Origin of the sequence: Pseudomonas putida (genome assembly GCF_050989985.1) — a bacterium.
Classification (GTDB): Bacteria; Pseudomonadota; Gammaproteobacteria; order Pseudomonadales; family Pseudomonadaceae; genus Aquipseudomonas; species Aquipseudomonas putida_AI.
In genome coordinates this window covers 4286933-4309330 of sequence record NZ_CP158815.1, presented here as the reverse complement: position 1 = coordinate 4309330, position 22398 = coordinate 4286933, and the positions used below count along the sequence as shown (strand labels likewise).

22 protein-coding genes are annotated in these 22398 nt (G+C 59.6%); 8 read left to right on the top strand and 14 right to left on the bottom strand.

Features of this window, described 5'->3' with window-relative positions; translation table 11 throughout:
• The first annotated feature begins 60 nt into the window (after positions 1-60).
• Positions 61-501 (top strand): hypothetical protein, encoded by a 441-nt coding sequence (locus ABTV29_RS19625; protein WP_433766346.1) that lies wholly within the window; start codon positions 61-63, stop codon positions 499-501.
• A 178-nt stretch (positions 502-679) separates the two neighbouring features.
• On the opposite strand, the gene ABTV29_RS19620 is transcribed toward ABTV29_RS19625, so the two are convergent.
• Both ABTV29_RS19620 and ABTV29_RS19615 read right to left on the bottom strand, forming a co-directional pair.
• The gene (locus ABTV29_RS19620) at positions 680-1300 is read right to left on the bottom strand and encodes a cytochrome b (protein WP_433766345.1); all 621 of its coding nucleotides are present in this window, start codon (positions 1298-1300) and stop codon (positions 680-682) included.
• A 399-nt stretch (positions 1301-1699) separates the two neighbouring features.
• Positions 1700-2074, bottom strand: a complete 375-nt coding sequence (locus tag ABTV29_RS19615; protein WP_433766344.1) for a MerR family transcriptional regulator — start codon at positions 2072-2074, stop codon at positions 1700-1702.
• 75 nt (positions 2075-2149) lie between these two features.
• On the opposite strand from ABTV29_RS19615, the gene ABTV29_RS19610 reads away from it, so the two are divergent.
• The gene (locus tag ABTV29_RS19610) at positions 2150-2635 is read left to right on the top strand and encodes a hypothetical protein (protein ID WP_433766343.1); all 486 of its coding nucleotides are present in this window, start codon (positions 2150-2152) and stop codon (positions 2633-2635) included.
• On the opposite strand, the gene ABTV29_RS19605 is transcribed toward ABTV29_RS19610, so the two are convergent.
• From ABTV29_RS19605 to ABTV29_RS19590, 4 genes are all read right to left on the bottom strand, one after another.
• Entirely contained in the window at positions 2586-3293 is a 708-nt protein-coding gene (locus tag ABTV29_RS19605; RefSeq protein ID WP_433766342.1) for an SDR family NAD(P)-dependent oxidoreductase, read from the bottom strand. The genes ABTV29_RS19610 and ABTV29_RS19605 overlap by 50 nt on opposite strands.
• 390 nt (positions 3294-3683) lie before the next feature.
• Complete coding sequence (locus tag ABTV29_RS19600) at positions 3684-4712, bottom strand: SCO family protein (RefSeq protein WP_433771947.1); 1029 nt, start codon at positions 4710-4712, stop codon at positions 3684-3686.
• Between the two features lie 78 nt (positions 4713-4790).
• Complete coding sequence (locus tag ABTV29_RS19595) at positions 4791-8168, bottom strand: Ig-like domain-containing protein (protein ID WP_433771945.1); 3378 nt, start codon at positions 8166-8168, stop codon at positions 4791-4793.
• 301 nt (positions 8169-8469) lie between these two features.
• The gene (locus ABTV29_RS19590; RefSeq protein ID WP_433766341.1) at positions 8470-9429 is read right to left on the bottom strand and encodes an AraC family transcriptional regulator; all 960 of its coding nucleotides are present in this window, start codon (positions 9427-9429) and stop codon (positions 8470-8472) included.
• 199 nt (positions 9430-9628) lie between these two features.
• Here ABTV29_RS19590 and ABTV29_RS19585 point away from each other — a divergent pair, with 199 nt between their 5' ends.
• The 3 genes from ABTV29_RS19585 (at position 9629) to ABTV29_RS19575 (ending at position 11927) form a co-directional block, all read left to right on the top strand.
• The gene (locus ABTV29_RS19585; RefSeq protein ID WP_433766340.1) at positions 9629-10594 is read left to right on the top strand and encodes a diiron oxygenase; all 966 of its coding nucleotides are present in this window, start codon (positions 9629-9631) and stop codon (positions 10592-10594) included.
• A gap of 89 nt (positions 10595-10683) precedes the next feature.
• Entirely contained in the window at positions 10684-11106 is a 423-nt protein-coding gene (locus ABTV29_RS19580) for an MAPEG family protein (protein WP_433766339.1), read from the top strand.
• 125 nt (positions 11107-11231) lie between these two features.
• Positions 11232-11927 (top strand): response regulator, encoded by a 696-nt coding sequence (locus ABTV29_RS19575; RefSeq protein WP_433766338.1) that lies wholly within the window; start codon positions 11232-11234, stop codon positions 11925-11927.
• Here the strand turns inward: ABTV29_RS19575 and ABTV29_RS19570 are convergent, their stop codons facing one another.
• Positions 11928-13409: a sensor histidine kinase gene (locus tag ABTV29_RS19570; RefSeq protein WP_433766337.1), complete on the bottom strand. Its 1482-nt coding sequence runs from the start codon at positions 13407-13409 to the stop codon at positions 11928-11930.
• Between the two features lie 463 nt (positions 13410-13872).
• Between ABTV29_RS19570 and ABTV29_RS19565 the strand changes: the two genes are divergently transcribed.
• From ABTV29_RS19565 to ABTV29_RS19555, 3 genes are all read left to right on the top strand, one after another.
• The gene (locus ABTV29_RS19565) at positions 13873-14196 is read left to right on the top strand and encodes a DUF4437 domain-containing protein (RefSeq protein WP_433766336.1); all 324 of its coding nucleotides are present in this window, start codon (positions 13873-13875) and stop codon (positions 14194-14196) included.
• Positions 14197-14323: 127 nt separating this feature from the next.
• Positions 14324-15421, top strand: a complete 1098-nt coding sequence (locus tag ABTV29_RS19560) for an alkene reductase (RefSeq protein WP_433766335.1) — start codon at positions 14324-14326, stop codon at positions 15419-15421.
• 54 nt (positions 15422-15475) lie between these two features.
• On the top strand, positions 15476-15964 hold the full coding sequence (locus tag ABTV29_RS19555) for a DinB family protein (RefSeq protein ID WP_433766334.1): 489 nt from the start codon (positions 15476-15478) through the stop codon (positions 15962-15964).
• A gap of 263 nt (positions 15965-16227) precedes the next feature.
• Here ABTV29_RS19555 and ABTV29_RS19550 read toward each other — a convergent pair whose 3' ends face one another.
• The 7 genes from ABTV29_RS19550 to ABTV29_RS19520 all read right to left on the bottom strand — a co-directional run bounded on the left by ABTV29_RS19550 (position 16228) and on the right by ABTV29_RS19520 (position 22333).
• Positions 16228-16848, bottom strand: a complete 621-nt coding sequence (locus ABTV29_RS19550) for a LysE family translocator (protein ID WP_433766333.1) — start codon at positions 16846-16848, stop codon at positions 16228-16230.
• An 84-nt stretch (positions 16849-16932) separates the two neighbouring features.
• Entirely contained in the window at positions 16933-18411 is a 1479-nt protein-coding gene (locus ABTV29_RS19545) for a sensor histidine kinase (RefSeq protein WP_433766332.1), read from the bottom strand.
• Between the two features lie 363 nt (positions 18412-18774).
• Positions 18775-19146 (bottom strand): hypothetical protein, encoded by a 372-nt coding sequence (locus tag ABTV29_RS19540; RefSeq protein WP_433766331.1) that lies wholly within the window; start codon positions 19144-19146, stop codon positions 18775-18777.
• Between the two features lie 105 nt (positions 19147-19251).
• Positions 19252-19563 (bottom strand): hypothetical protein, encoded by a 312-nt coding sequence (locus ABTV29_RS19535; RefSeq protein WP_433766330.1) that lies wholly within the window; start codon positions 19561-19563, stop codon positions 19252-19254.
• Positions 19564-19595: 32 nt separating this feature from the next.
• Positions 19596-20675 (bottom strand): hypothetical protein, encoded by a 1080-nt coding sequence (locus tag ABTV29_RS19530; RefSeq protein ID WP_433766329.1) that lies wholly within the window; start codon positions 20673-20675, stop codon positions 19596-19598.
• A 171-nt stretch (positions 20676-20846) separates the two neighbouring features.
• Positions 20847-21647, bottom strand: a complete 801-nt coding sequence (locus ABTV29_RS19525) for a LuxR C-terminal-related transcriptional regulator (protein WP_433766328.1) — start codon at positions 21645-21647, stop codon at positions 20847-20849.
• A gap of 176 nt (positions 21648-21823) precedes the next feature.
• Positions 21824-22333 carry a PaaI family thioesterase gene (locus ABTV29_RS19520; protein WP_433766327.1) on the bottom strand — a complete coding sequence of 170 codons (510 nt, stop codon included), beginning with the start codon at positions 22331-22333 and terminating at the stop codon, positions 21824-21826.
• Positions 22334-22398 lie beyond the last annotated feature (65 nt).

The window sequence follows — 22398 nt, the reverse complement described above, 5'->3', positions numbered from 1 at the left end:
TGAAGTACAGGCGTCCGTGCTTTATCACGCGACGCCGGCCCTTCGGCTAGGGAGGCGGAAATGGACGAATCTCTGTTCAGAATTTGCGACGTAGTATTGAAAAGTTTCACGATTGTAGGTGTAGTCGTTGCCGCACTCTGGGCCTATCACACTTATACTGACACTAAGGAAAAAGAATTTTACTCTGCATTTTGGAACACTAAATTGAGTCTGTTTCTTGAGACTAGTGCTGCTGCGTCAACGATGGCTACTACCGAATCTATTGAAGATTTCAATACAGCAAGGAAAAAATACCGGGAGCTATTCTTTGGCCGCCTAAGTCTTGTAGAGGGGCAGTCAACAAAACGGGCGATGGAGTTATTCTTTTCCAAGGTGCCAGACGGTGCAGTGGGCCAAGGCGAACTTCCATTCAGCTCAATGGAGCAACCTGCCTATCAGCTCACACTCGCTTTGAAACAGGAGCTTGGGATTGCGTGGAAAACTCCATTTGGAGAGTTGTGAGCAAGCAAATGGAGATAAATTTATTACTGATTAATGGATCCGTCTCAATTTTGCTTCAACAGGATAGAGGTATTTTCTGAACAGGCTCTATCTTTCTTTTTCAATCCTGTGCCCAACCGTTCTGGAGCGAGAGGCCAACGTTGAGAGCTACGCTGGCACTCTTGAAGTCCCCGAACCGCTAGTGCCTGGGAACACGTCGACGATCGTGAAAGCTGTCGCCAAACATGGGGACTGGCTGCGCAACGCTGGTGGGCTCAGGCGCCACCGTTGGTGGATTCCAAGCCGTGTCGTGAGGCTGAAAGCTCATGTTTTTCAGAATCCGGTTCCCACTCAGCTCATGCTTGGCCACCGCCAGCAGATGCAACAGCACCAGCCCTCCCAACATCTCGGTACTGTCTCGATGGGCCGCATGGAAGTCGTGCAGCCACTGGGGGTTGGTGATCAGTGGCGGCAGGCTCGGCAGGCCAAACACCGTGATCGGGCGATCCATCATCAGTACACCGGTCAGCAACACCAGCGCCGTTATGAGGTAAATCAGGTTATGGACAAAGGTGGCCAGTAACTCACCCGGCCCGGCGGGGTATTTACGCAGATGATTAATGCGCAAGGCTGCACGCAGCAGGAAGAAGGGAATGAACAATGTCGTCATCGAAATATTGAGAGCCGTTATCAATGACTTCATGTCTGGCGAAGCATTAAACAATGCGACGTAAGTACCCGTGCATAAAGACCAGAGAATAATGAAAGCCGACAGCCAATGCAGCGCAACTTGTGCCCTAGTGTATTTACTGTGACTCATGACGGTTTCCTCAAACTCGATTGAGAGGGATTGTTATTCATACCGTCCTTCAGTCGATGTCCTCCTTGGAACTAATGAAACTCCCCGACTTTTCAACTTTGTGGACCGGACAAGTTTGCATGGCAATAACTAAGCCAATCCTTGATGAAACTTTCGTGATGGCCGGCAAGCCTTGTAGTGGTGGGCTTTAGCCGTTGTTGACAGGGGGTGGGCTGATCTTTAGTTGGGGACTGGCCCCATTGTTGGGAGGGGATTACGCCGAATTTGGTTGGATCCGATGTTGGTCTGGGTTGGTCTGTGTTGGTTTGAAAAGATCGCAGCGTCGTTGCACTCGACAGCTCCTACACGGGAATGCATTTCAGGGTAGGAGTTGCCGAAGGCTGCGATCTTTGGAGGGATTCAGGAGAGCGGTGCGACCCCATTCCCCAACAACGGGCATACCTGCTTCGCCCGCTCGGCCAGCAGGTTTCTCAGCGCCTGCATCTGCGCGACGCGTTCGTCCAGCAGCGCGATTTTTTCTGCGAACAACCGGGCCAGCAGGTCGCTGGACACTTCCTCGCTGTTCCACAGCAGGGGCAGGTTTTCGCCGATCTCCGCCAGGGAAAATCCAAGTTGCTGCGCCAGTTTGATATAGCCCACCAGTTGCAGCGTCTGCTCGGGATAATGCCGGTAGCCGTTGGCGGTGCGCTGGGGCTTGATCAGCTTTTTCTCTTCGTAAAACCGCAGTGCGTCAACCGACACGCCCGTGCGTGCTGCCACCTCGCCGATTCTCATGATGTTCGATGCTCATGTTGACTCTGGACCTAGGACTAGGCTTTAGCCTGCGGGCTCAAACTGTGAGGGATGGCCATGATCAGCGTAAAGAACAATCTGCACATCGTCCGGGCCAGCGCGCTCTACGACCTGATAGTCACGGCGAGCTTCATGACACCCTGGACGGTGTCGCTGGTGTTCGAGGGGTTCGCGGCGCTGTCCGGCGCCCTGGCATTGCAGCGACCGGTGCCGAGCCTGGACGCCACCGGGATGCTGTTGGCCAACCTGTTGGGCAGTGTGGTGGTCGTGTGGTCGCTCTGGCGGCTGATGCATCCGAGTCGCCGGGTCGGCTTGTATGACGCGCTGGCGAGGCTGCTGTTTGCGACGTGGCAGCTTTATGCTGTTGCCCACGGCGCCAGCTTTCTGCTGCTGGGGTTTACGTTGTTCGAGGTGGGGTTCGGTATTGCGCAGGTCTGGCCTTCGCCACAGGCAGAGCCCTTCGAGATAACTGCGAAAGACTCCGCCCGCTCAGTTACCGACCAGCACTCTGCCCGCCATCGACGTGCAGGATTTCCCCGGTAATGAACTCAGCCGAATCCAAAAACACGATTGCACTGGCGACTTCGCTCGGCTCACCCATGCGGCCCAGCGGGTGGAGGGAGCCGAGCAGTTCGTAGTATTCCTCTTTGTGCATTGGCGTCTTCATCACGCCCGGCGCGACGGCGTTGATGCGGATACCTTTGCTGGCGTACTCGATCGCCAGCGCCTTGGTGACGTAGTTCAGGCCACCTTTGGTCAGTGCCGCCAGGGCCGTATGCGCACCGCTGATGCCGTTGTCCACGCTGCCGGTCACGGTCACCACATGGCCGCGACCATGCTTTTCCATTTCGGCGATGGCCAGTTGGGTGATGTGGTAGAAGCCTGCCACGTTCACGTTCAAGACCGCATTGAAGTCTTCCAGGGTGTGCTCGGTGAAAGGCTTGCCGATGTAGATGCCGGCGTTGTTCACCAGCGTGTCGACTCGCCCGAATCGCGTCACCGCTTCGTCAATGACACGCCTTGCGGTGGCCGGATCACCGATATCGCCAGCGACAGTGAGGATGCTCGGGTTATCCGATGGCTTGATGGTGCGGGACGTTGCGACGACACGGTAATCGAGCTTGCGGAATGCCTTTACGATCTCTGCACCCATGCCTTGTGACGCGCCGGTCACGATCACAACCTTTTGTGATGCACTCATGTCGTTGACTCCAGAAAAGTGGTGTTTGGCCGGGATGCCGCATCGACGGACCCGGTCAGCCATTTGCAGATCCACGGACAAAGCGTGGCCCTGGCCCTAGTCTAAAGATCCGGTCGAGAGTGTCGTTTGTGCATAGGTAAGGACAGTGGATACATGCGTATGAGCGACTTAGTACCCAAGTATGTGTGGCGCGGTTCAAGCAATGGTCTGGGGTTGATTGGGAAGAGATCGCATCCCCCTGTAGGAGCGAGCCTGCTCGCGATGGGCGTGAGGACGACGCGTTTAACCAGACAACCCGCGTTATCGTTGACGTCCATCGCGAGCAGGCTCGCTCCCACAGTTGATTGATTGTTTCCGTGGGAGCTGCTGCAGTTAACGGTGTCAGCCGCCTTACATCTTGTGCCCGGCGTGATGATGCGCGTCGTCATGGGTGTCCTGCGCCACCGGTGCCTCGGGCTGCAGGCGTTCGGTTTCTTCGGCCAGGTAGGTGAGCAGGGCGTTGATCTCCTTGTCGCCCAAACGCAGGTTGGGCATCGCCAGGCTGTTGTATTGCTCGTACAGCTGCATCGCCAGCGCATCTTTCTCGGCCAACATCTGGTCGGGTTCCCTGATCCAGCGTTTGAGCCATTGCGGGTCGCGCTGGCGGGTGACGCCGACCAGGTCCGGGCCGATGCTGCGCATGCCAGCGTTCTGAGTGTCGCCCAGGGTGTGGCAGGAGGAGCAGCGGGTGCGGTAGATCTGCTCGCCGGCGCTTGGTGGGCGCAGGGTCGGGGCGCTGGCGTAATCGAGGTTGACGGCGCTGGGCTGTTTCCAGTTCTGCAGGGTCTTGCCCAGGCGGTCAGCCAGAATGTACGGGTTCTCCATGGGCGAGGATTTCATCCAGCGGCCGGTGCTCTGGTTGCCGATGATCAGGCTCAGGTTGTGGTCCTTGTTGCGGCCGTTGTCGATGCCGTCGATGAACAGGCCCAGGCTCTTCCGCAGGGCGGTGATGTCGTCCTTGTTGCCGGTGAGGAATTGCCAGCCGGGGCCGATCTTGAATTTATCGGCGTATTTTTTCAGCACTTTAGGGGTGTCGGTTTCCGGGTCGATGCTGATCGAGTAGAGAAAGATATCCTTGCCGACCCGATCACCCAGGACTTTCTGCACCTGCAGCAGGCGTGCGGTTTCCAGCGGGCAGGAGTCGGTGCAGGAGGTAAAGATGAAGTTGATCGCCACCACCTTGTCCTTGATCAGGTCATCGAAAAACCGCACCTTCTGCCCGTCCTGATTGACCAGCTCGGTGTTGGGGAAATAGTCCTTGCCCCAGGGCGTGCCGGGGTCGCTGTCATCGGCACCGGCGGCCGACCAGCCGGTGATGCCCAGGGTGAAAAGCAGCAGCAGGCGAAGGAGTTTGATCGGCCGGGTCCAATGTGAAGTGATCATGATTGCGTCCTGTGCAGAGTACTGATGAAAGCCTTGCACCCCACCTGGAGGGGCTGGAGTGCAAGGTAATAGCGGTCAACGCACGGAGATGGGCGCCGTGACCGAGCGGCCGGAGGACGATTTGATCGTCACGGTCGGGGTCGCCGCCGGCCCGTTGCCGGTGGTGCTCGCCGAGACCCTCCAGCGGGCGCCGGTGGCCGTTGGCGTCATAGTTGCCGTGCCGAGCACCAGTGGCCCGCCAGTGGTCGCTGCGCTGACCGTCAGCACCGTGCCGGTCTGCGACGTGGTGCCCGCCAGGTCCCAGGTGTAGCGGTTGTTGCTGCGTACCGAAACGGTGGCGCTGGTCACTTGCAGGTCCTCGTTGCTGGTCGCCGCCGGTGCCACCGAGATGGTCACGGTGCCGGGCGGTGCCGAGACCCCACCCTTGGCGTCGCGCACTTCATAGGTGAAGGTGGCGACGCCCGGTTCGGTGAGTGTGGCCGGCGGCGTGTAGATCACCCGGGTGCCATCGGTGGTGGTTGTACCCATGCCGGAATCCGGCTGGCTCAGGCCGACCACAGTGAGCGGCACGTTGTTGTCAGGGTCACTGTCATTGGCCAGAACATTGAGGGTGACAGCTACACCGGCCGTGGTGCTGGCGCTGTCGGGGCCGGCAATAGGCAGTTTGTTGTCACTGTTGTCGTCGCCGTCATCCCCGCCATCGTCATCATTGCCGCTGCCTTTGCCACCGGTACGGAAGGTAGGCAGTGCCGCCGTGGCCACGTACTCGACGCCGTCCCAGCTTGGCAGTGGCGTCGGCATCAGCTCGAACTGGCCAGGGTGTTCGATGTCCCAGCGCAGCAACATGGACGAGTCTTCGTGCTGGGTGTTGTGGCAGTGCTCCATGTAGGTCCCGGCAAATTCGCGGAAGCGGATCGCCATGGACACCTCAGTGGAACTGTCCACTTCCGGACCGATCCGGTACACGTCCTTGCGTGCCCATTTTTCCCAATCCGGCGGTGCCTTGCCGTCGCGGCTGAGGATCACCCCTTCCTCGAAGTGCACGTGCACCGGATGGCTCCAGCCGTTGCCGCCGTTCTTGATGTTCCACACTTCCAGGGTGCCGTCGCCACTGAAGCCAGCATCGGTCGGGCCGGTGGACAATGACGCCGCTGCGGTGAGCTGGCGTGGGTCCATGCTGTAGCCGAAGCCGCCGTCGGTCTTGATGGTCCAGGGCGCCAGGTCGGTGCCGTCGGAACGGCCGAAGGTGAACTCGCGATGGCGGGCGTCTTTGAGCTTGGCCTGGACCACCGGATCATCGCGGTTGATCGGCAGCGGGATCATTGTCTTGCCAGCCGCCTTGCCAGGCTTGGCGGGCTCATAGGCGACGGGGTCCATGCTCTGGTCCTGGCCGGAGTAGGAGTTGACGATCAGTTGCAGGAACTTGCCCACCACCGGGTCGCCCTTGTCCCATTGCAGCCCCTTGCTGCTTTGCTTGAGTACCGCCTTGTATTTCTCCGACAGCACGTCGGCCAGGGATAGCTCGTCTTTCTCGGGGCCTTTGCCGGTCTGGTGTTCCAGCAGGTTGACGAAGTAGATCTTGTCCCCGGTCTTGATCCCGTTTTTCGCGAAATTGATGATGATGTCGTAGCGTTCGGCGATGGCCTGGGTCGGCAGGATGCCGTTGTTGTCCTTCAGGTCGCCGTCGCCATCGAGGTCCATGCTGCCGTCGAAGGGAATGGCGTGCTCCATGATGTTGCCGTCGTTGCCGATCATGTGGAACGGCACCCGGGCATAGGACACGCCCGAGCCTGCGGGCCCTGGGAATTCGCCGCCGGTGCCCTTGATTTCCCGCACCACGGCCAGCTTGAAGTAGCGCGACACCGAGCCATTGAGAATGCGGAAGCGGTAGCTGCGGGCACGTACGTTCAGGAACGGCTGGTACTGCCAGTTCACCAGCATCTGGTCGCCGAGGAAGCCGTCGGTGTTGAACGGGTTGAACCACAGCTGGCCGTTCGCATCCCAGGCCTTGTCGCCGATCACCAGGTTGACGTCATAGTCGCGGTTACCCCAGGGCAGGGCGTTGCCGCTGGGGAAGCGCAGGTTGACGCCGTCCTCGAAGGCCTCGTTGCCGCGGTCGATGGCGCTGTAGTAGTTCATCATCACCGCGTTGCCCTTGTAGACGTTCTGCGCGGTGAAATCGAGCATGTGGTCGTGGAACCAGTGGGTGCTCATGGTTTCGCGCCAGTCGCCGCGAATCTTGATGCTGCCGTTTTCACACGTCTTGCGGGCGGGAGCCATGTCGTTGACCCAGAGGGTTTCCCCCGGCGAGCAGGGGAACGCGGCCCTTGGGTCCTCGGCCTTGGTGTTGATGGTGTCGTAGCCGGCCAGCTGCACCGGCCAGCGGTAGTCGTAGTACTGGCCCGGGAAGAAGAAGGCGTTGGCATAACCATCGCTCTCGGCCGGGTTGTGGCCGTTGTGCTCATGGGTGCTGATGGTGTGCAGGCCGAAGCCGTTGTTGGCGGCCGGGTCGATGGGCAGGGCGTTGTAGTGACGCATCAACAGCGGTTGCCCGTAGCGCACCATCAACAGTTTCGGCGGCAGGGTGCCGTCGAAGGTCCACACCGAGTTGTGGTTCTGGATCGGCATCTTCGGATGGATGCGAATGTCGATGCCCTTGGTGGTGCCGTTGGTGGTCGAGAGGCCGGCGGTGTTGTGGTAGAGCCCATTGGGGCCGAACTCACCCTTGGTGTAGCCATGCATTTGTTTGCTGTCACGCAGGCCGAGGTTTTGCCGCGCACCGGCTTGCACGGTCTTGAACGCGGCTTGCGGGTAGAACTCGTTCCAGCGCTGGTGCGACCAGCCCTTGCCGCCTGGCCGTCCTTCGGCCGGGGAGCCTACCGGCGCGCGGTTGAGGAAGGCTTCGATCTGCGCTTTCCAGGGGTTGCGGTCCAGCACGTTGGCGTATTGCGTCGGGAACGGCGTCAGTCCCGGTTGCCGCAGGAAGGCTTCCAGCGCGGTGCCCGAGGGGCCGCTGCGGGCAATGCTGTTGGGATCCTGGCCGGGCATCGGGCCCACCGTCGGCACCGGGAAGGTCATCTGCGCCGGGGGTGTTTGCGGGTCGAGTTTCTCCGGGCCGAATTCCTCGAACAGCACAAGCTGCTGGGTAAACGGGGTGGCGCCAAACAGCGGGCTTGGCTTGCCGTTGGTGGGGAAGTTGAATGAGGTCTGCAGGGCAGGGGGCAGGACGTTGTCGGTCCGCGGCGTATCACGGTTGCCCTGGCCACCGTTAGGCAAGGACAGCGAGCCATGGTTGGCCTCCGGCATCGTCCTGATTTCCAGCAAGGCAGCCGCAGGGTCGGCAGGCTGAGGCCGATAGTAGGAGGGGTCGGTGGGCGATGGCTGGCTCTCATCGTCGATCGGTGAAGCGCCGACATCCGCACCGCAGAGCGCCAACAATAACGCCGAAGCCATGTCCGGCCGCAGCAGGAATGTGAATGGTCGGGTGGGTAGATTTGGTCTCATCCTTTTGCCTCCCAGCGTGGTGTGGCGCTTGGCCAAACCCGCATCGCGTTGATAGCACTGTGCCCTATAATTGGGCGGCAGGCAGGGACCATGCCAGTCGCTGCGGCGACCAGCAAACATGAAGAAAGTTTCATGGATCCAACATTCTGCGGACGATCGGCGCCGCTCCAATGGGGGCGCCAGAAGGGTGAAAACTGGGGGATTCCCCCTGTTTTGGGGGGGATTGGGGCAATAGGCCCGATGGATTTTCCTACGCTGACTGCCGGCGCCAGGTGCCGGGCGAGGTGCCGAACTGGCGTTTGAAGGCTCGACTGAACGCGGCCTCGGACTCGTAGCCAACGGCAAAGCCGATTTGCGCCACATTGCCTCGACCTTCACGCAGCTGTTGCGCGGCCACGTGCATGCGCCAGAGCGTCAGGTATTGCATGGGCGGTTGCCCGACCAGGGTGGTGAAGCGTTCGGCGAACACCGAGCGCGACATGCCTACTTCCACGGCCAGGCCTTCGGCCGTCCAGCTTTCGGTCGGGCGCGCGTGGAGCAACGCCAGGGCGTGGCCGATCTGTGGGTCGCGCAAGCCCGCCAGCCAGCCGCGCCGCTCGGCCGGGAGGCTGGCGACGTACTGGTTGACGGCTTCGACGAACAGCAGTTCCGAGAGCTTGGCGATGACCGTTGTCGAGCCGACCCGTCCCGCCGCGATCTCGCTGACGGCGAAGCGGAACGAGCTTTCGATCCAGGCACCCGAGGGCGTCGCGCGCAGGTCCAGCTTCAACAGGGCTGGCAACGACGACAGCAAGGGACTGAAGGGGGTATCGGAACCGAGAAAGCCGCACAACAGCTGCGTGGCTACGGCGCCGCCTCCGCCGTAGTTGATGCGTGAAATGCTGCCGACTTGCGGCGGCTCGATGACGTCCTTCACCGGCATGGGGGCGATGCCGAGGTCACTGCCGAACGCATGGGTGTCGTTGTGCGGAAGCAGCACCAGCTCGCCGGCCGCGACCTCGATGGCGGCCTGCCCCTCGACGCGTATTTGCATGCGGCCGGCGGCGACAAAGTGCGATGCGATGACATGTCGCGGTGCCTGCTGGAAGGGTTTGCAATCCTCCGCTGACAGCCTTCCGTTAATGCACCAGGGCGCCGTGAGCTCCGCCTCGAGGAAGACCCCTCCAGACAGCCGAATCACACGCAAGACATCAGAAAGCGCATCCAGCATTGGCCAATTCTCCTTTCCGGAGCCCGGAGCAGGTAATCAGGCGCATCGATCATTCATCGAAAGCAAGGCGAGGCCTAGATTAGCACCAACGCGGAACCGGCGATCCAGGCCACCCCCAAGGCATTAATCGAGGGTCATTGGCTCCGGCGTCAGCCCTCAAGGGCCCATTGCAATCGGACCAGGCAAGCAGGAGATCGATATGAACAGCGTCGCGACCTTACCCAACCCCCTATCCAGCTCAAAATCGGGCAACGCCGCCCGTTATGCGCAAATGGTCAGGGCCTCGAAGAAAGCCGAATGGCAGATTGATCGCGATTTGCTGCAGGAACGGGGTTTCGATTTCTCGCGCAAATTCCTCCCCGACGGACTGTCGCTGATCGACCGCCTGACCTTTCTGACCGGGGATGAAGCGCGCCTGCTCAGTCAGATTCAAGGTCGCACCTATGCCTACCTCTTTGGCCTGGTCGAACGCTTCATCAGCGCCAAAATGCTCGATCAGGGCAGGGCCCATGTGTTTGACGATCAACTCGCACTTGAAGCGCTGGTGCGCTTCTCCCACGACGAGATCAAGCACCAGGAGCTGTTCCGGCGGATGGAGACGATGATCGGTTCGCACCTGCCGGAGGGATATCGCCAGGTCGCCGATCCCAACGAGGTGGCGCGCGCGGTACTGGCGGCCAGCAGTTGGTCGGTGCTGGCGCTGACCTGCCATATCGAGCTGTTCGTGCAGACGCACTACTCGCAAAGCATCGCCCCGCGTGAGGAGCTGTGCCCGTTGTTCAAGGACGTCTTCAAGTTCCACTGGAAGGATGAAAGCCGGCACGTCGTACTCGATGAGCTGGAGTGGAAAACGGAGCACGGGAAACTCTCGCAGGCTGAGCGCGACCGGGCGGTGGATGACCTGATTGCGCTGGTAGCGGCCGTCGACGCCATCCTGCAGGCCCAGTCGACAGCGGATGCCGGGTACTTCATCGCCAGTGTCACGCGAGCGCTCAGTCTCGATGAGACAGCGCAGATCCATGCCGGTGTGCTGAGCGCCTATCGCTGGCAGTACATCATCTCGGGCGTGCAGCATCCGCACTTCGGCAAGCTGCTGACAAGCATGACCACGCCGGCCCAGATGGCGCGGATCCAGGCGGCGCTGGCGCCCATCATGGGCGATTGATCGACGGTGCGCGGGCGACCTGTCGTCGTCCGTGCGACTGCGCCGCGATGTTCCCTGAAGCCGAACACAGTTGATCGAGGAGGGCCGCCATGACCATACCGATGTGGATGTTGCTGGGGTTCGCGACCTGGACCTTGCTGCTGTTGATGGCCACCGTCGGGGTGTATCGCTGGGTCGGCATCCTGTTCTCGAAGGTGCCGATCGGCTCTTTTCACAGCGATCAGCTCGAAGGCGAGGATTGGTATCGACGGGGGACAAGGGCTCACGCCAACTGCGTGGAGAATCTGCCGGTGTTCGGTGCCATCGTGCTGGTGATTTCCGTCCTCGATATCAGCGGCCTGGCGGTGAACTACCTGTGCACGATTGTCCTGGTCGCCCGGGTGTGCCAGTCCATGGTTCATGTCTGCCATGTGCAGACCGACAGGTTCGTGGCGTGGCGGTTCAGCTTTTTTTGCGTCCAATTGGTGTGTTTTCTCGTGCTGATCGGGATCGCCGTTCGCCACGGTCTGTGAGTTCACCCAGGCTTGCTCCCGACAGCCGGTTGTTGGTCGGATGTACGACTGATGGGCAGCGTCATCCCCGGTTCCCTGCTATTAATCTATGGATATAAGAGAGCAAATCCATTCGGGAGCGCGTCATGGGGCCATCCATTCGCATCGGCATTGTCGACGATCATCCGTTGTTGCGCGAAGGCGTCGCCAATACCTTGAAAAGGCGCCCGGATCTGCAGGTCGTGGAGCAGGGTGCCAGTGCGGACGATGCCAGGGAGATTGCGCAAAGGGTGCGCCCGGACGTGATGCTGATGGACGTCAATATGCCGGGCGATGTGTTCGCCACGGTGCGCTTCATTGCCACTGAGCTGGTGGGCGTGAAGGTGATGATGCTGACGGTTTCGGAGTCCGAAAACGATGCCTTTCTGGCGCTGGAGGCCGGCGCGAGCGGCTATGTATTGAAAGGGGTCAGCGGGCCGCAACTGGTCGAGGCGGTCAGGGCGGTCGCCAGGGGTGAGACGTTCATCTCCCAGGAGCTTGCCGACAAACTGCAGAGCAACAGCAAGAAGCACGAAGCACAGGTGCAGAAGTTCGATCTGACCCCGCGCGAGGAGGAGGTGATTCGTGAGGTCTCAAAGGGACTGACCAACAGGGAGGTGGCGACCAAGCTTCTGATCAGTGAAAAGACCGTCAAGCACCACATGGGCTGCGTGATGCAAAAACTCAACGCCCGAAATCGCGTCGAAGCGGTCACGGTGCTGCGCCATTATTGGGAGCACGAGGCGCTCGAGCGCCTTCGTTTCGGCGCCGGGGACACACCTGTGGATACCCGCGGCGACTGACTAAAGCCGGAACTGCGCATTGACCGACGTGCCAGAGGCACTGGAGTCGATGCTGAACAACCCGCCCAGGGATTCGACGCGATAGCGCAAGCCAGCGAGCCCCAGTCGGCTCCTGCCGGTGGTATCGAGCTGCAAGGCGTCCGCGGCCATGCCCGGTCCACTGTCCCTGACGCTGATATTCAGGATCCCGTTAACGTATATGGCCTGGATGACCTGGCCCTCGCCGTTGGCATGACGGTAGGCGTTGTTGAGGATTTCCTGCACAAAACGGTACAGGCAGAGCTTGAGCGGCAACGAGGTGACCTTTGGCAGTGGCCCCAGGTTCAGGGTGACCCGGGTGCCGGTGCGTTGCTCGTGCCGTTGCGCAACCAGTTCCAGTTGTTCCACCAGGCTCAAGTCGTTGATTTCCGGAAGGGCCAGGCCCCGTGACAAATCGCGGACCTCACGCAATGCGTCGGTGGCGGCGCCGCGAATGGTTTCCATCGACTCCTGATCCACAGCCGAGCAGTTTTCAGCCAGGTCGTCGAGGCGGATCAGAATCAGGGTCAATAATTGCGCCGGCCCATCGTGCAGGTCCGCGCCAATGCGCCGCAAGGTGAGTTCGTTGACCCGGGAAAACTCCTGGGTCGCCGTGGCCATCTTGCGCTGCAGTTCGGCATTGCTGATGTGCAGGCGGGTTTGCTCCTGCAGCCGCAAGCGCAGTGCCACTTGCTGGCGCTGGATGATCTTGTCGCCACGGCGCACGATGAAAAACAGCAGCGTCAGCATGGCCAGCGTCGCGGCGCCCACCACCGCCCAGACCTCCTGGCGGACGCGATTGATCTCCAGCTTCAGGCTCTCGGCCTTCTCATAAAACTCGCCCACCGCAATGACCTTGCTGGAGCCGGTATCGCGCAGGGGCGCGTAAATCTCATACAGCGGCAAATCGAGTTTGCGCTCCCACTCGTTCTCGTCCTGGGAGGGGTCTTCAACGTCGGTGACGACCTTGCCCTTGAGCGCCTCGCCGACATGTTCCAGCGGGTATTGCTGGTTGGTGATGGCTTTATTGGTGCTGTAAACCACCGTGCCATCGGCCCGCCAGATCTTGATCGAGACGATGTGCTGTTTCAGCGAATGGCTTTGGGTCAGTCGGTCCAGGGACTGGACGCTGGCATCCGAGAGGCTGTTGTCCCGACTCATCTCCTGCACATAGGGCTCCAGAAACGTCGCCATGTACTGGGCGCCTGCCGCCGCCGCGCTGTTGACCGCGGCATTTTCGATGCGCTCACTCACCAGATTGCCGACGAACAACATGGTCAGCCCCAGGATCACCGCTGCGGCGATCACGAACTGGGTCGAGTTGCTCAGCTGACGCGCCCAGGTCCGTGTGCGCCAGATGCCCTTGTGATCAGCATCGAGAGCGGAGGCGGGTTCGAACAGAGCCTCAGTCTCATGCGCGATCAAAGTCGCATTTTTTGATTCGACCTTTGCATCGTTTGCCATCGATTTGAGTCCGTGATCATCGGGAAAAGCCGTTGGAAAAATCTCTCTTCGTGCAGCAAGTGTAGGCCGATTAACTGACTGGCATCAGGCCGGATCAGCTCGGCGTCCGGACAGGTCTGGCCAGGGCCGGACCGCGCAATTCGACCATAGGCGTAACGGCCGCATCCCGGTCTGGTCAATGCCGCTGCAAGGCAGGTGGCGCCTGGCTTTCAGGGCGCTATTTCAAAAACTGAAATGCCCCATTGCCAAAGCTGGGCATTCTGCGTTCAAACCTTGGTTCGGATAATGGGCCCAATGGCAAAACTGCCAGAATCCAGCCATCCAGATTCACCTGAAGGTACTGAACATGCCCACTCGAATCCTTGCCATCGCTTCGCTCATGACCTCGCTTTTGTTGGTTCCGGCAGCCTTCGCCGCTTCAGAGTCGGGTGCTGACAGCTCTGTCATCGTCCCGGTGACGACGATGCACTTTTACCAAAACAAGGAAGGCCTGACGATCGCCAACGGTTGGGGTGACCCCGCCACTGGAGCACACAGCAACTTCATCAAAATGGCAGGCAATACCGCCAGCCCGCTGCACACCCATAGCTACAGCTACTACGGCGTGGTGATCAACGGTGTCGTGGCCAACGAGCCAACCACCACCGGCGCCGATCATCCATTGGCAGCGGGTTCGTACTGGTATCAGAAGGGCGGCGAACCCCATGTCACCAAATGCATTTCGCAAACCGAATGCCTGTTCTTCGTGACCTCCAAAGGCCCGTTCGATTTCGCCAAGACCCAGTAAGCAACCCCGTAAAAAGAGCAACGAGCATCCCTGTCGGTCCGGGAGCCTGCTCGCCGGATTCACCCTCAAGAATTCCCAAGGCGCGAACCCCGTGCCTTGTCGCAAACACTTATTGATCGAGGTTTGGATGCAGCAATCTGTTGATCGCACGCAGAGCCCGCTGTTGCGCGAAATAAAGGTGGGTCCCTATCGTCTACGCAATCGGGTGGTGATGTCGCCGATGTCCCGTGCGCGCGCCACCGCCGATGACATGCCCACTGCGCTGATGACCGAGTACTACGGTCAACGGGCCGGGGCGGGCATGATCATTACCGAGTCGGCGCAGATTTCCCGCCAAGGCAAGGGTTACCGCAACTCGCCGGGCATTTATACCCATGAGCAAATGCTGGCCTGGCAAGCGATTGTCCAGCGCGTACACCAGGGCGGCGGCGTCATCTTCATGCAACTGTGGCACTGCGGCAGAAGTTCTCACCCGGATCTGCAGGAAAACGCAGAACTGCCGGTGGCGCCATCGGCCATACGCCCCGACATCGAGGTTTATACCGACACCGGTCCCCAGCCGGTACCTGTGCCGCGCGCCCTGGAAACCGGGGAAATCCCGCAGATCATCGAGCAGTACTACCAGGCCGCCTTGAAGGCAAAGGCTGCGGGATTCGACGGCATCGAAGTCCACGCCGGCAACGGATTCCTGCTCGATCAGTTCCTGCGCGATGGCACCAACCAGCGAACCGACCGCTATGGCGGCTCCGTGGAAAATCGTTGTCGCCTGTTGCTGGAGATTGTCCAGGCACCGGTATGGGGCGCAGACAAGATCGGCGTGCGTTTTTCCCCGCAATCGACCTATGGCGATATCAGCGACAGCAATCCCGAGGCGCTCTATAGCCATGCGGTCCGGCAGCTGGACACATTCGGCCTGGCCTACCTGCATTTTGCCGAGGGTGAGTTGCTGGCGAGTCGGGACGTTCCGGGCCTGGACTTTCGCCAATTGCGTTCGCTGTTCAAGGGGCCGGTCATCGGCAACAACGGTTATGACTTCGACCAGGCCAATGAGGCGCTGAGCAGCGGCAAGCTGGATATGGTTGCATTCGCAAGGCTGTTCGCGGCCAACCCGGATCTGGTCGAGCGATTCCGCCGGGGCGCCGGGCTGAACGAGCTGGATATGAACACGCTGCAGTCCGGGCAGGACAACGGCTACACCGACTATCCGACGTTGGCGGCCGTGTAATCACCGAGGCGTGGCACGGCTCTATCTACCTTCTTTGCACATACGGGTTTTTTCATGTTTGCAGCACTGTTTAAATTCAAGGCCAAGTCCAATCGGGAAATTCTCGCCGATCTGGCCAGGTCGGGCCTGGATGCCAGTCATCCCGATGGCTTGACCGCCATTCGCACGATGAACCACACCCATGTCGTCGATCAGATCTTCAGGGCGCACCTGACGGGCACGACGCACCGCTACGCGGCGGCCAATACCCCTGAAACCCCGATGCTGGCTGATCTCACGGTGCAGATCAGCGAACTGGATGCCTGGTACATCGACTACGCCAGTTCGCTGACCGCCGCGCAGCTTCAGGAACGGATCGTCTTCACCTTCACCGATGGCAAGCCGGGTCGTATGACGCGCGAGGAAATACTGCTCCACGTCATTACCCATGGCGCCTACCACCGGGGTGCCGTAGGCCTGATTCTGCTGCGGCAAGGCACCACACCTCCGGCGGAAACCTTCACCCGTTACCTGCACGAAGCCGAGCCGGCGCGACGCCAGTGATTTGGGTTTGACGCATGACCTGTGGGAGCGAGCCTGCTCGCGATGGCGGCGTGCCAGGCACCATTGATGTTGAATGTGCCGGCCTCATCGCGAGCAAGCTCGCTCCTACAGGGGGCGGTGGTGGCCATGGGACCTGTGGTCACTGAAGATCAAACTGTAGGAGCGAGCCTGCTCGCGATGGCGGTGGGTCAGGCAATGAAGAGGTTGAGGCTGCCGGCCTCATCGCGAGCAAGCTCGCTCCTACAGGGGGGCGCGTCGAAACCTCAACGCTTGCTGAAGGCCAGCCGGGCAGCGAACAGCACAAAGATCATGCCCGTTGTGCGATCCATCCATTTGATCACCCGTTCGCGCCGCAGAACGCTGGCCAGTGGCTGGGTCGCGCCGATCAGGGTGGCGGACCAGAGCAGGCCGAGCACCACGTGAATGCTCACCAAGCCAAATGTCCAGGCAATCAGGTTGTGCCCCTGGGGGATGAACTGCGGCAGGAAAGAGACGTAGAAAATGCCGACCTTGGGATTGAGCACGTTGCCCATCATGCCCTTGAAAAACCAGTTGGCATTGGGCTTTGCATCGGGTTCGAGGGGGGAGAGTGAGCGTCGTGGACGCAGCAGCATGTTCAGCCCCAGCCAGGCCAGGTAGCCGGCGCCGCAGTATTTCAACAGGTTGAACGCCAGTTCCGAGACCGCGATCAAGGCGCCCAGGCCAAAGGCGACAGCGGCGCCCCACAGCAGGCAGCCGGCATTGATGCCCAGTGCCGCGCGAAATGCCTGTTGCCTGCCTTCGACCGTCGCGGTTCGCAGGACCAAAGCGGTATCGAGACCGGGTGTCAGGGTCAGTACAGTGGCGGCGAAGGTGAAGGCGAGAAGGCTGTCGAGGGTAGACATGGGCGGTGACTTCCACGTGAGGATGGCCGCACGTTACCACATGCCCGGCAACACGCTGTCAGCACTGATACGAGGGCGTGCCGACTAGGCCGATTTGCGCAGTGCATTGACCTTTCTTTCCACCACTTTGAAGGTCAGGCGCATGGTCGTGCCCTTGCGTTCATGGCTGCTCAGGCTGGCCTCGCCGCCAAAGCTTTCCATGATCTGCTTGACCATGATCAGACCAATGCCGAGCCTGCCGTCCTTGGTCGTGTAGAAGGATTTGAAGGCCATCAATTCCTGCTGCCGGCCCAGGCCATCCCCGGTGTCATAGACGTTCAGGTGCAGCCATTGCTGGGTTTCGTCCATTTCCGGCTCGATGGTCAATATCCCTCCCGCAGGCATGGCTTCGATGGCATGGGCGATCAGGCTGTTGAGGATTTGCGAGAGCAGCAGCGGATTGCTCACCACCCGGGGCGTCGGCTCGTTGCTGAAAATCACCTGGATGCCCGATTGGCCCAGCTGCGTGCTGAAGCTGCCCAGCGTGGCCTGCGCCACCACCATCGGCTCCACCAATTCAGCCTCGCCGCGAATCGGCCGCAGGCACAGCAGCAATTCATGCACCCACTTCGACATCCGATCCACCTGGCTGACGATGTCGGCAATGTTCTTGCGCGCGGGCTGGCCTTCCACTTCATCGGCCAGTTCTGCACTGGAACGGATGCAGGCCAGCGGGTTGCGCAGGCTGTGGGCCACCGCCGTGGACATCTCGATCAGCCCGGCATAGGTCTTGTTGGCCACCAGTTGCGCCTCCTGCGACTGCAGTTGCGCCGATGCACGCCGCACGATCCAGTAAAGCCCGAAGTACAGCAGCACCCCACCCAGTGCCGTGGACAGCCAGATGATCCAGTGGCCGCGGTCGAGCCGTTCGATCAGGTCGAATGGCTCCTTGTAGATTTCCACCATCACCAGCGTGTTGCCCAGGTCATCCATCAGAGGGATATAGCTCTCGATGAAGAACATTTTCGGCGGATGCAAAAACTGCTGCTCGGGGCGGGCTTCGTCGGCCGCGCTGTATTTGGTGGAAACCCGGTCCTTGGCATTGAAGGCGGCTTCAAGCGCCTCGTCGTTCAGAAATTGCTTGCCGATCAAATCCGGGTTGGTCGACCAGATCACCGTCCGCTGCGGCGAGTAGAGGCTGATCAGCAGCGAGTCCGGGAGGTGTGAAAGGTGGTCGAGGAACTCGGAGCGCGCACGATCCCGGTTCTGCGACATTTCCTGCGAGAGCATTCCGTAGGAGGTGGTCGCCAGCACATCGCCCATGCGCATTCCAGTCAGGCCGTGATGGCGTATCTCGCCGGTTGCGATGGTCTGGATGAACTGCGCCGACAGCAGGGCATCGCGCTCCAGGCTTTCGATCATCAGGTATTGGGTCGAGACTGTGCCCAGGCCAAAGGCGATGATGCTGACGAGGAAGAAACTGATCAGCGAAAACCAGCGCAGCAGGCTGAATTGCCGTGTGGGCGCGATGGCGTCGACGGCTTCCTGAGGCAGGCGATTGAACAATGCTGATATGGCAGCCATGGGCAATGTCCTGTAGGTGTTTCATTTCCCTGTGCAGCGAGCTGAACTTCTACGTCGAGCCTGAAGTAACTTAAGTTGAGCCTGAAGTAACTCCAGCATGGTTCATGCCAAACCGGCGACGGGGCCACAAGCCAGAGCCGTCAGCCGTTGAGGGCATTCGGGCCGCCAGGCAGCGGTCTTGAATCGGGGGGTAAAGCCAATTTCGGGGCAAATTCCCCAGTGAGTGGGGATGACTGCGGGTTAGTCGAGCCAAGCTGATAGTTGTGAACCGTGGAAATGCGACAGCCGACTGACAACGATCAGTCGGCTGCGCAATCTCGGCTCTGTAGATAGTGCTATTTGAAAACTCCTGACTGTTGAGAATTACCAGGGGAATGCAGTCACCACGACGGTGTTGCCTGAATGGGCGATCTCCATCACCAGGCGAACCTGTTGGGTGACTGCCCCGTTTCTACCGGTCCCGCATTGAACGCCCATATCTACGTCAAAGGTACTTCGTTTGCGTGCATCCTGGTCGAGGCTGACGGTGCCAATGCTCTTTGCCCACTGGCGAAATGAATCAAAGGCGGAATTGACCCGCGCTTTTACATCTTCTTCTTGGCCGTACCATTTTGATTTGCGTTGCCATCCGTTTTGCATTGCGGCATCGCAGCCGTCGAGACCGTGCTGCGTCAAAAGATGATCCCAGTAGACTTCTTTGAGGTTTAAATCATCGCCATGAAATTCAATTGGCATGATGAACTCCTTGAGTGTTGTTCTTCCGTTGTTTGAAGTGACGGGTTGTCGGGAAAGTTGGTGGGCTTGTTTAGTTGGCCAACTTTCCCTCTTTGTGAACAAGGCCTATCTGACAAAGACAATGTTCTGTTGAGTGCCGCCAGGGCTTCCATAGCGCAAGGCAATTTTGGCGTTGACACTTCTGTCCACAAAAGCCAGGTTTCCGGGATCGATTGAAATATCGCCCGGTGTTTCCTGTCGATAAATAGCCATGGGTTCAGAAGTGCCCACGCCGATCGAATCGAACCTGATGGTTAAACTCGATGCCTCGCCGACATTCAATGTGGCCTGGGGTTTCTTGTTTAAAAGAAAAGTAATCCGCAGGTTTATTTCGCCAGGCGGATTGGTGGTCGGGATGCTGTTCAAGTTAATGGACATGGCAATAACCTCGAAGTGGGGTAATGGTTGACTCAGGCCGTTCCAGCCTCGACATCGATAGCGCGTGTGCTGCCAGGCCATACGCCGTACAAGTCGACATGACGCACGCCACCGATCCATTGCCCGCGTGGGCTTTTCCATTGGAGAAGGTGTTTTTCCGTGGACATGACGCCGCGGAATCCGCACTGCAGGACGACGTTGCTGGCGTCCAGAGGGATGTCGCTGAAGGTCACGGTCAGCCCGCCCGAAGCGGTACCTTCTGCGCTCTTGCGCCCGCGTGGCGTGTCATAGGCCAGGTTTGCGTCAACGATGTAGGTACCGCCGTTGGCGTTACTGATGACCAACTGAAAGGCACTGATGTGCGTCACCCAGCGTGGCAACAACAGGCGTCCGTCGAATGACGCGAAGGTGTACGCCAGCGGTGCCGGACCGGTTGCCAATACCCCCGACTCACTCGGCCACAAGTGTTTGTCGACGCTCTTGCTGGAACTTGCCGATGTAAATGAACCCTTGCCCTTGATATCGCCCACCATCTTCTGTACTGCCGAAGCGTTGCCTTTCAACGAGAATGAGTTGTCCTGCGCCATGGAGCCGACGTTCAAGCCGCTGCGGGCATACAACACACTGGTAATGATGCCGAAGCCTTGTGCAATCCCGTTGTCGGAGGCCATACCGGATTGAGAGGCACGCTGCACCAGCCAATCGAGTTGGTTGGCCACTACCGCATCCGGATTGTTCAGTACCGACTCCGAGTCCAGCGCGCACTTGGAGACCATCGAGCCTTCGCGACCAAACTTCCAGGTGATTTCCATACCGGCCTTGGCCGTAACGCCGGTTTCCGGGTCAGTGACTTCGCCCCCCATGTCGACTTCGCTTTCGGTTCGCGAGACTTCACTGGACATCGTGTCCCAATCTGAACTCACCGCAGTTTTTATAAAGCTCTCCGTACCTATGCCAGGCAGGCTGTTGGCAATCAGTTTGAACGTGCCTGTCAACGGATCGAGTATTCCGACCGCGCCAGGAGAGACTTCGCTGCTCAGGGTCCAGTTACCCCATAAGGTTGGGTTGGACTTTCTGATGATTTGAGTGAATTGCCCATTCCAGTTGATCATTTTTATTCACCTTGATTGTTCTGCGTTAAAGATCCTTTTACTTCGTGGCTGCTCACATTGACGGAGCCACTAAACGCATGACACGGCTCTTAGTCCTGCGTCACCAACATCCTGTGTGACGGGTCTCGGGACTTAAATAACTCCAATGGCGTATTGATCCGGTGCAAGTTCTCAAGTGGCATCGAGTCCATATGAATGCCAAATAAGTGATGCCATGCCATGAGCGCGTATGGACTTCATGGCGTTCTCACGATGTTTGCGTACTGTTGCAGGGCTGATGTCCAGGCATCTTGCGATTTCTTTACTGGTCAATCCTTTGGCAAGTAAAGCAACAACTTGCCGCTCTCTTGCGCTTAGACGGGAAAGTGCAGGCAGGTTCTGTCGACCACTAGGTCGCAGCAGTCCGCTGATGGCGAATGCCACCAACTGTGCCGTGCTATGCAGGCCAACTTTGCCGAGGATGTTGCATCGATGTTTGCGTACGGTAAGAGGGGCGATGCCCATCAAGGTCGCAATCTCCCGGCAGGACCGGCCTCTGCCGACCCAGGCGAGTACCTCGCGTTCTCGGGTGGTCAGCCCTTTGCCGCTCCATGCAAGGGCCACGTTCTCGACCAGTTGTGAGGCGTTGTGATGTTGCAGCTTCCAGGAACGGCAGTAGTTGTAAACCAGGCTCTTGCTTCCGGGAAAACCCATGGCCCGCAGGCACTCGAAACAACTGCCGATGCTGCGCCGATCATGCTCGCCACCCTGGATGCCTGCCTTGAGCCAGAGCACCAGATGGTCCTTGTAAGCGTCGAGCAATCCGGTCGTCGCGATACGCAGCGGGTAACGAGGTTCAATCCATTCCGGCACGGATAGCCAGCGTTTGGCCGTATTCCGGGAGATACATAGTTGTCGGGAGGCTGCGCGAACCGAGGCACCGTCGCGCAGCACCAGGTATCTGAGTTCTCGCAGAGTCTGCGCGCTAATCACCTCCGTACATCCCTGTAGAAGTTTCTCAGCAGGATAGGTGGCTAACGTGGCTCAGTTTTCGATTGGAAAACTCTCGGATCGACGGTGGTTTTCAGTTTGCCCGCAATCCAGTGAACCAGACCCGGTTCATGGATTGCGTTGCAGGGGGAGACGGGATGGTGAAGGACGCAGCCGGCCTATCGCCCATGCGCCGCGTCAGCCAGTTGTCCGGTGTCGACCCGGACAAACACCGAGTCGCCCACCGCCGTGAGCACGTCGCCGGCGAAGACTTCGCAGATCACCCGGGTCTTGCGCCCGACGTCACCTTCCACTTTCGCCTTGAGGGTCAGCGGCACGCCCATGGGTGTCGGCTTGATGAACTTGATGCCCAGGTTGCCGGTGACACAGTTGATGCGTGGCTGGCTGGCGACTTCGCGCTGTTCGGCGCGGTAGTGGTAGGCCATTGCCGTCCAGTTGGAATGACAGTCGACCAACATCGCGATCAGGCCGCCGTAGACCAGGTCCGGCCAGCCGCAATACTTGTCGTCCGGCACGTGCTCTGCCACGACATGTACGCCGTCCTCGTGCCAGTAGCTCTTGATGTGCAACCCGTGGGGATTGCTGCCGCCGCAGCCGTAGCAGACGCCATCCGGCGCGGCGGTGTCTTGCAGGGAAGTGTCTTGCGGGGAAGCGTCGAGGGTGGACATGCCAGGATCATCCTTAAAAGTGGGAAGCCAAACGGGTCAATACCAATCAGTTGGGCGGGACACTG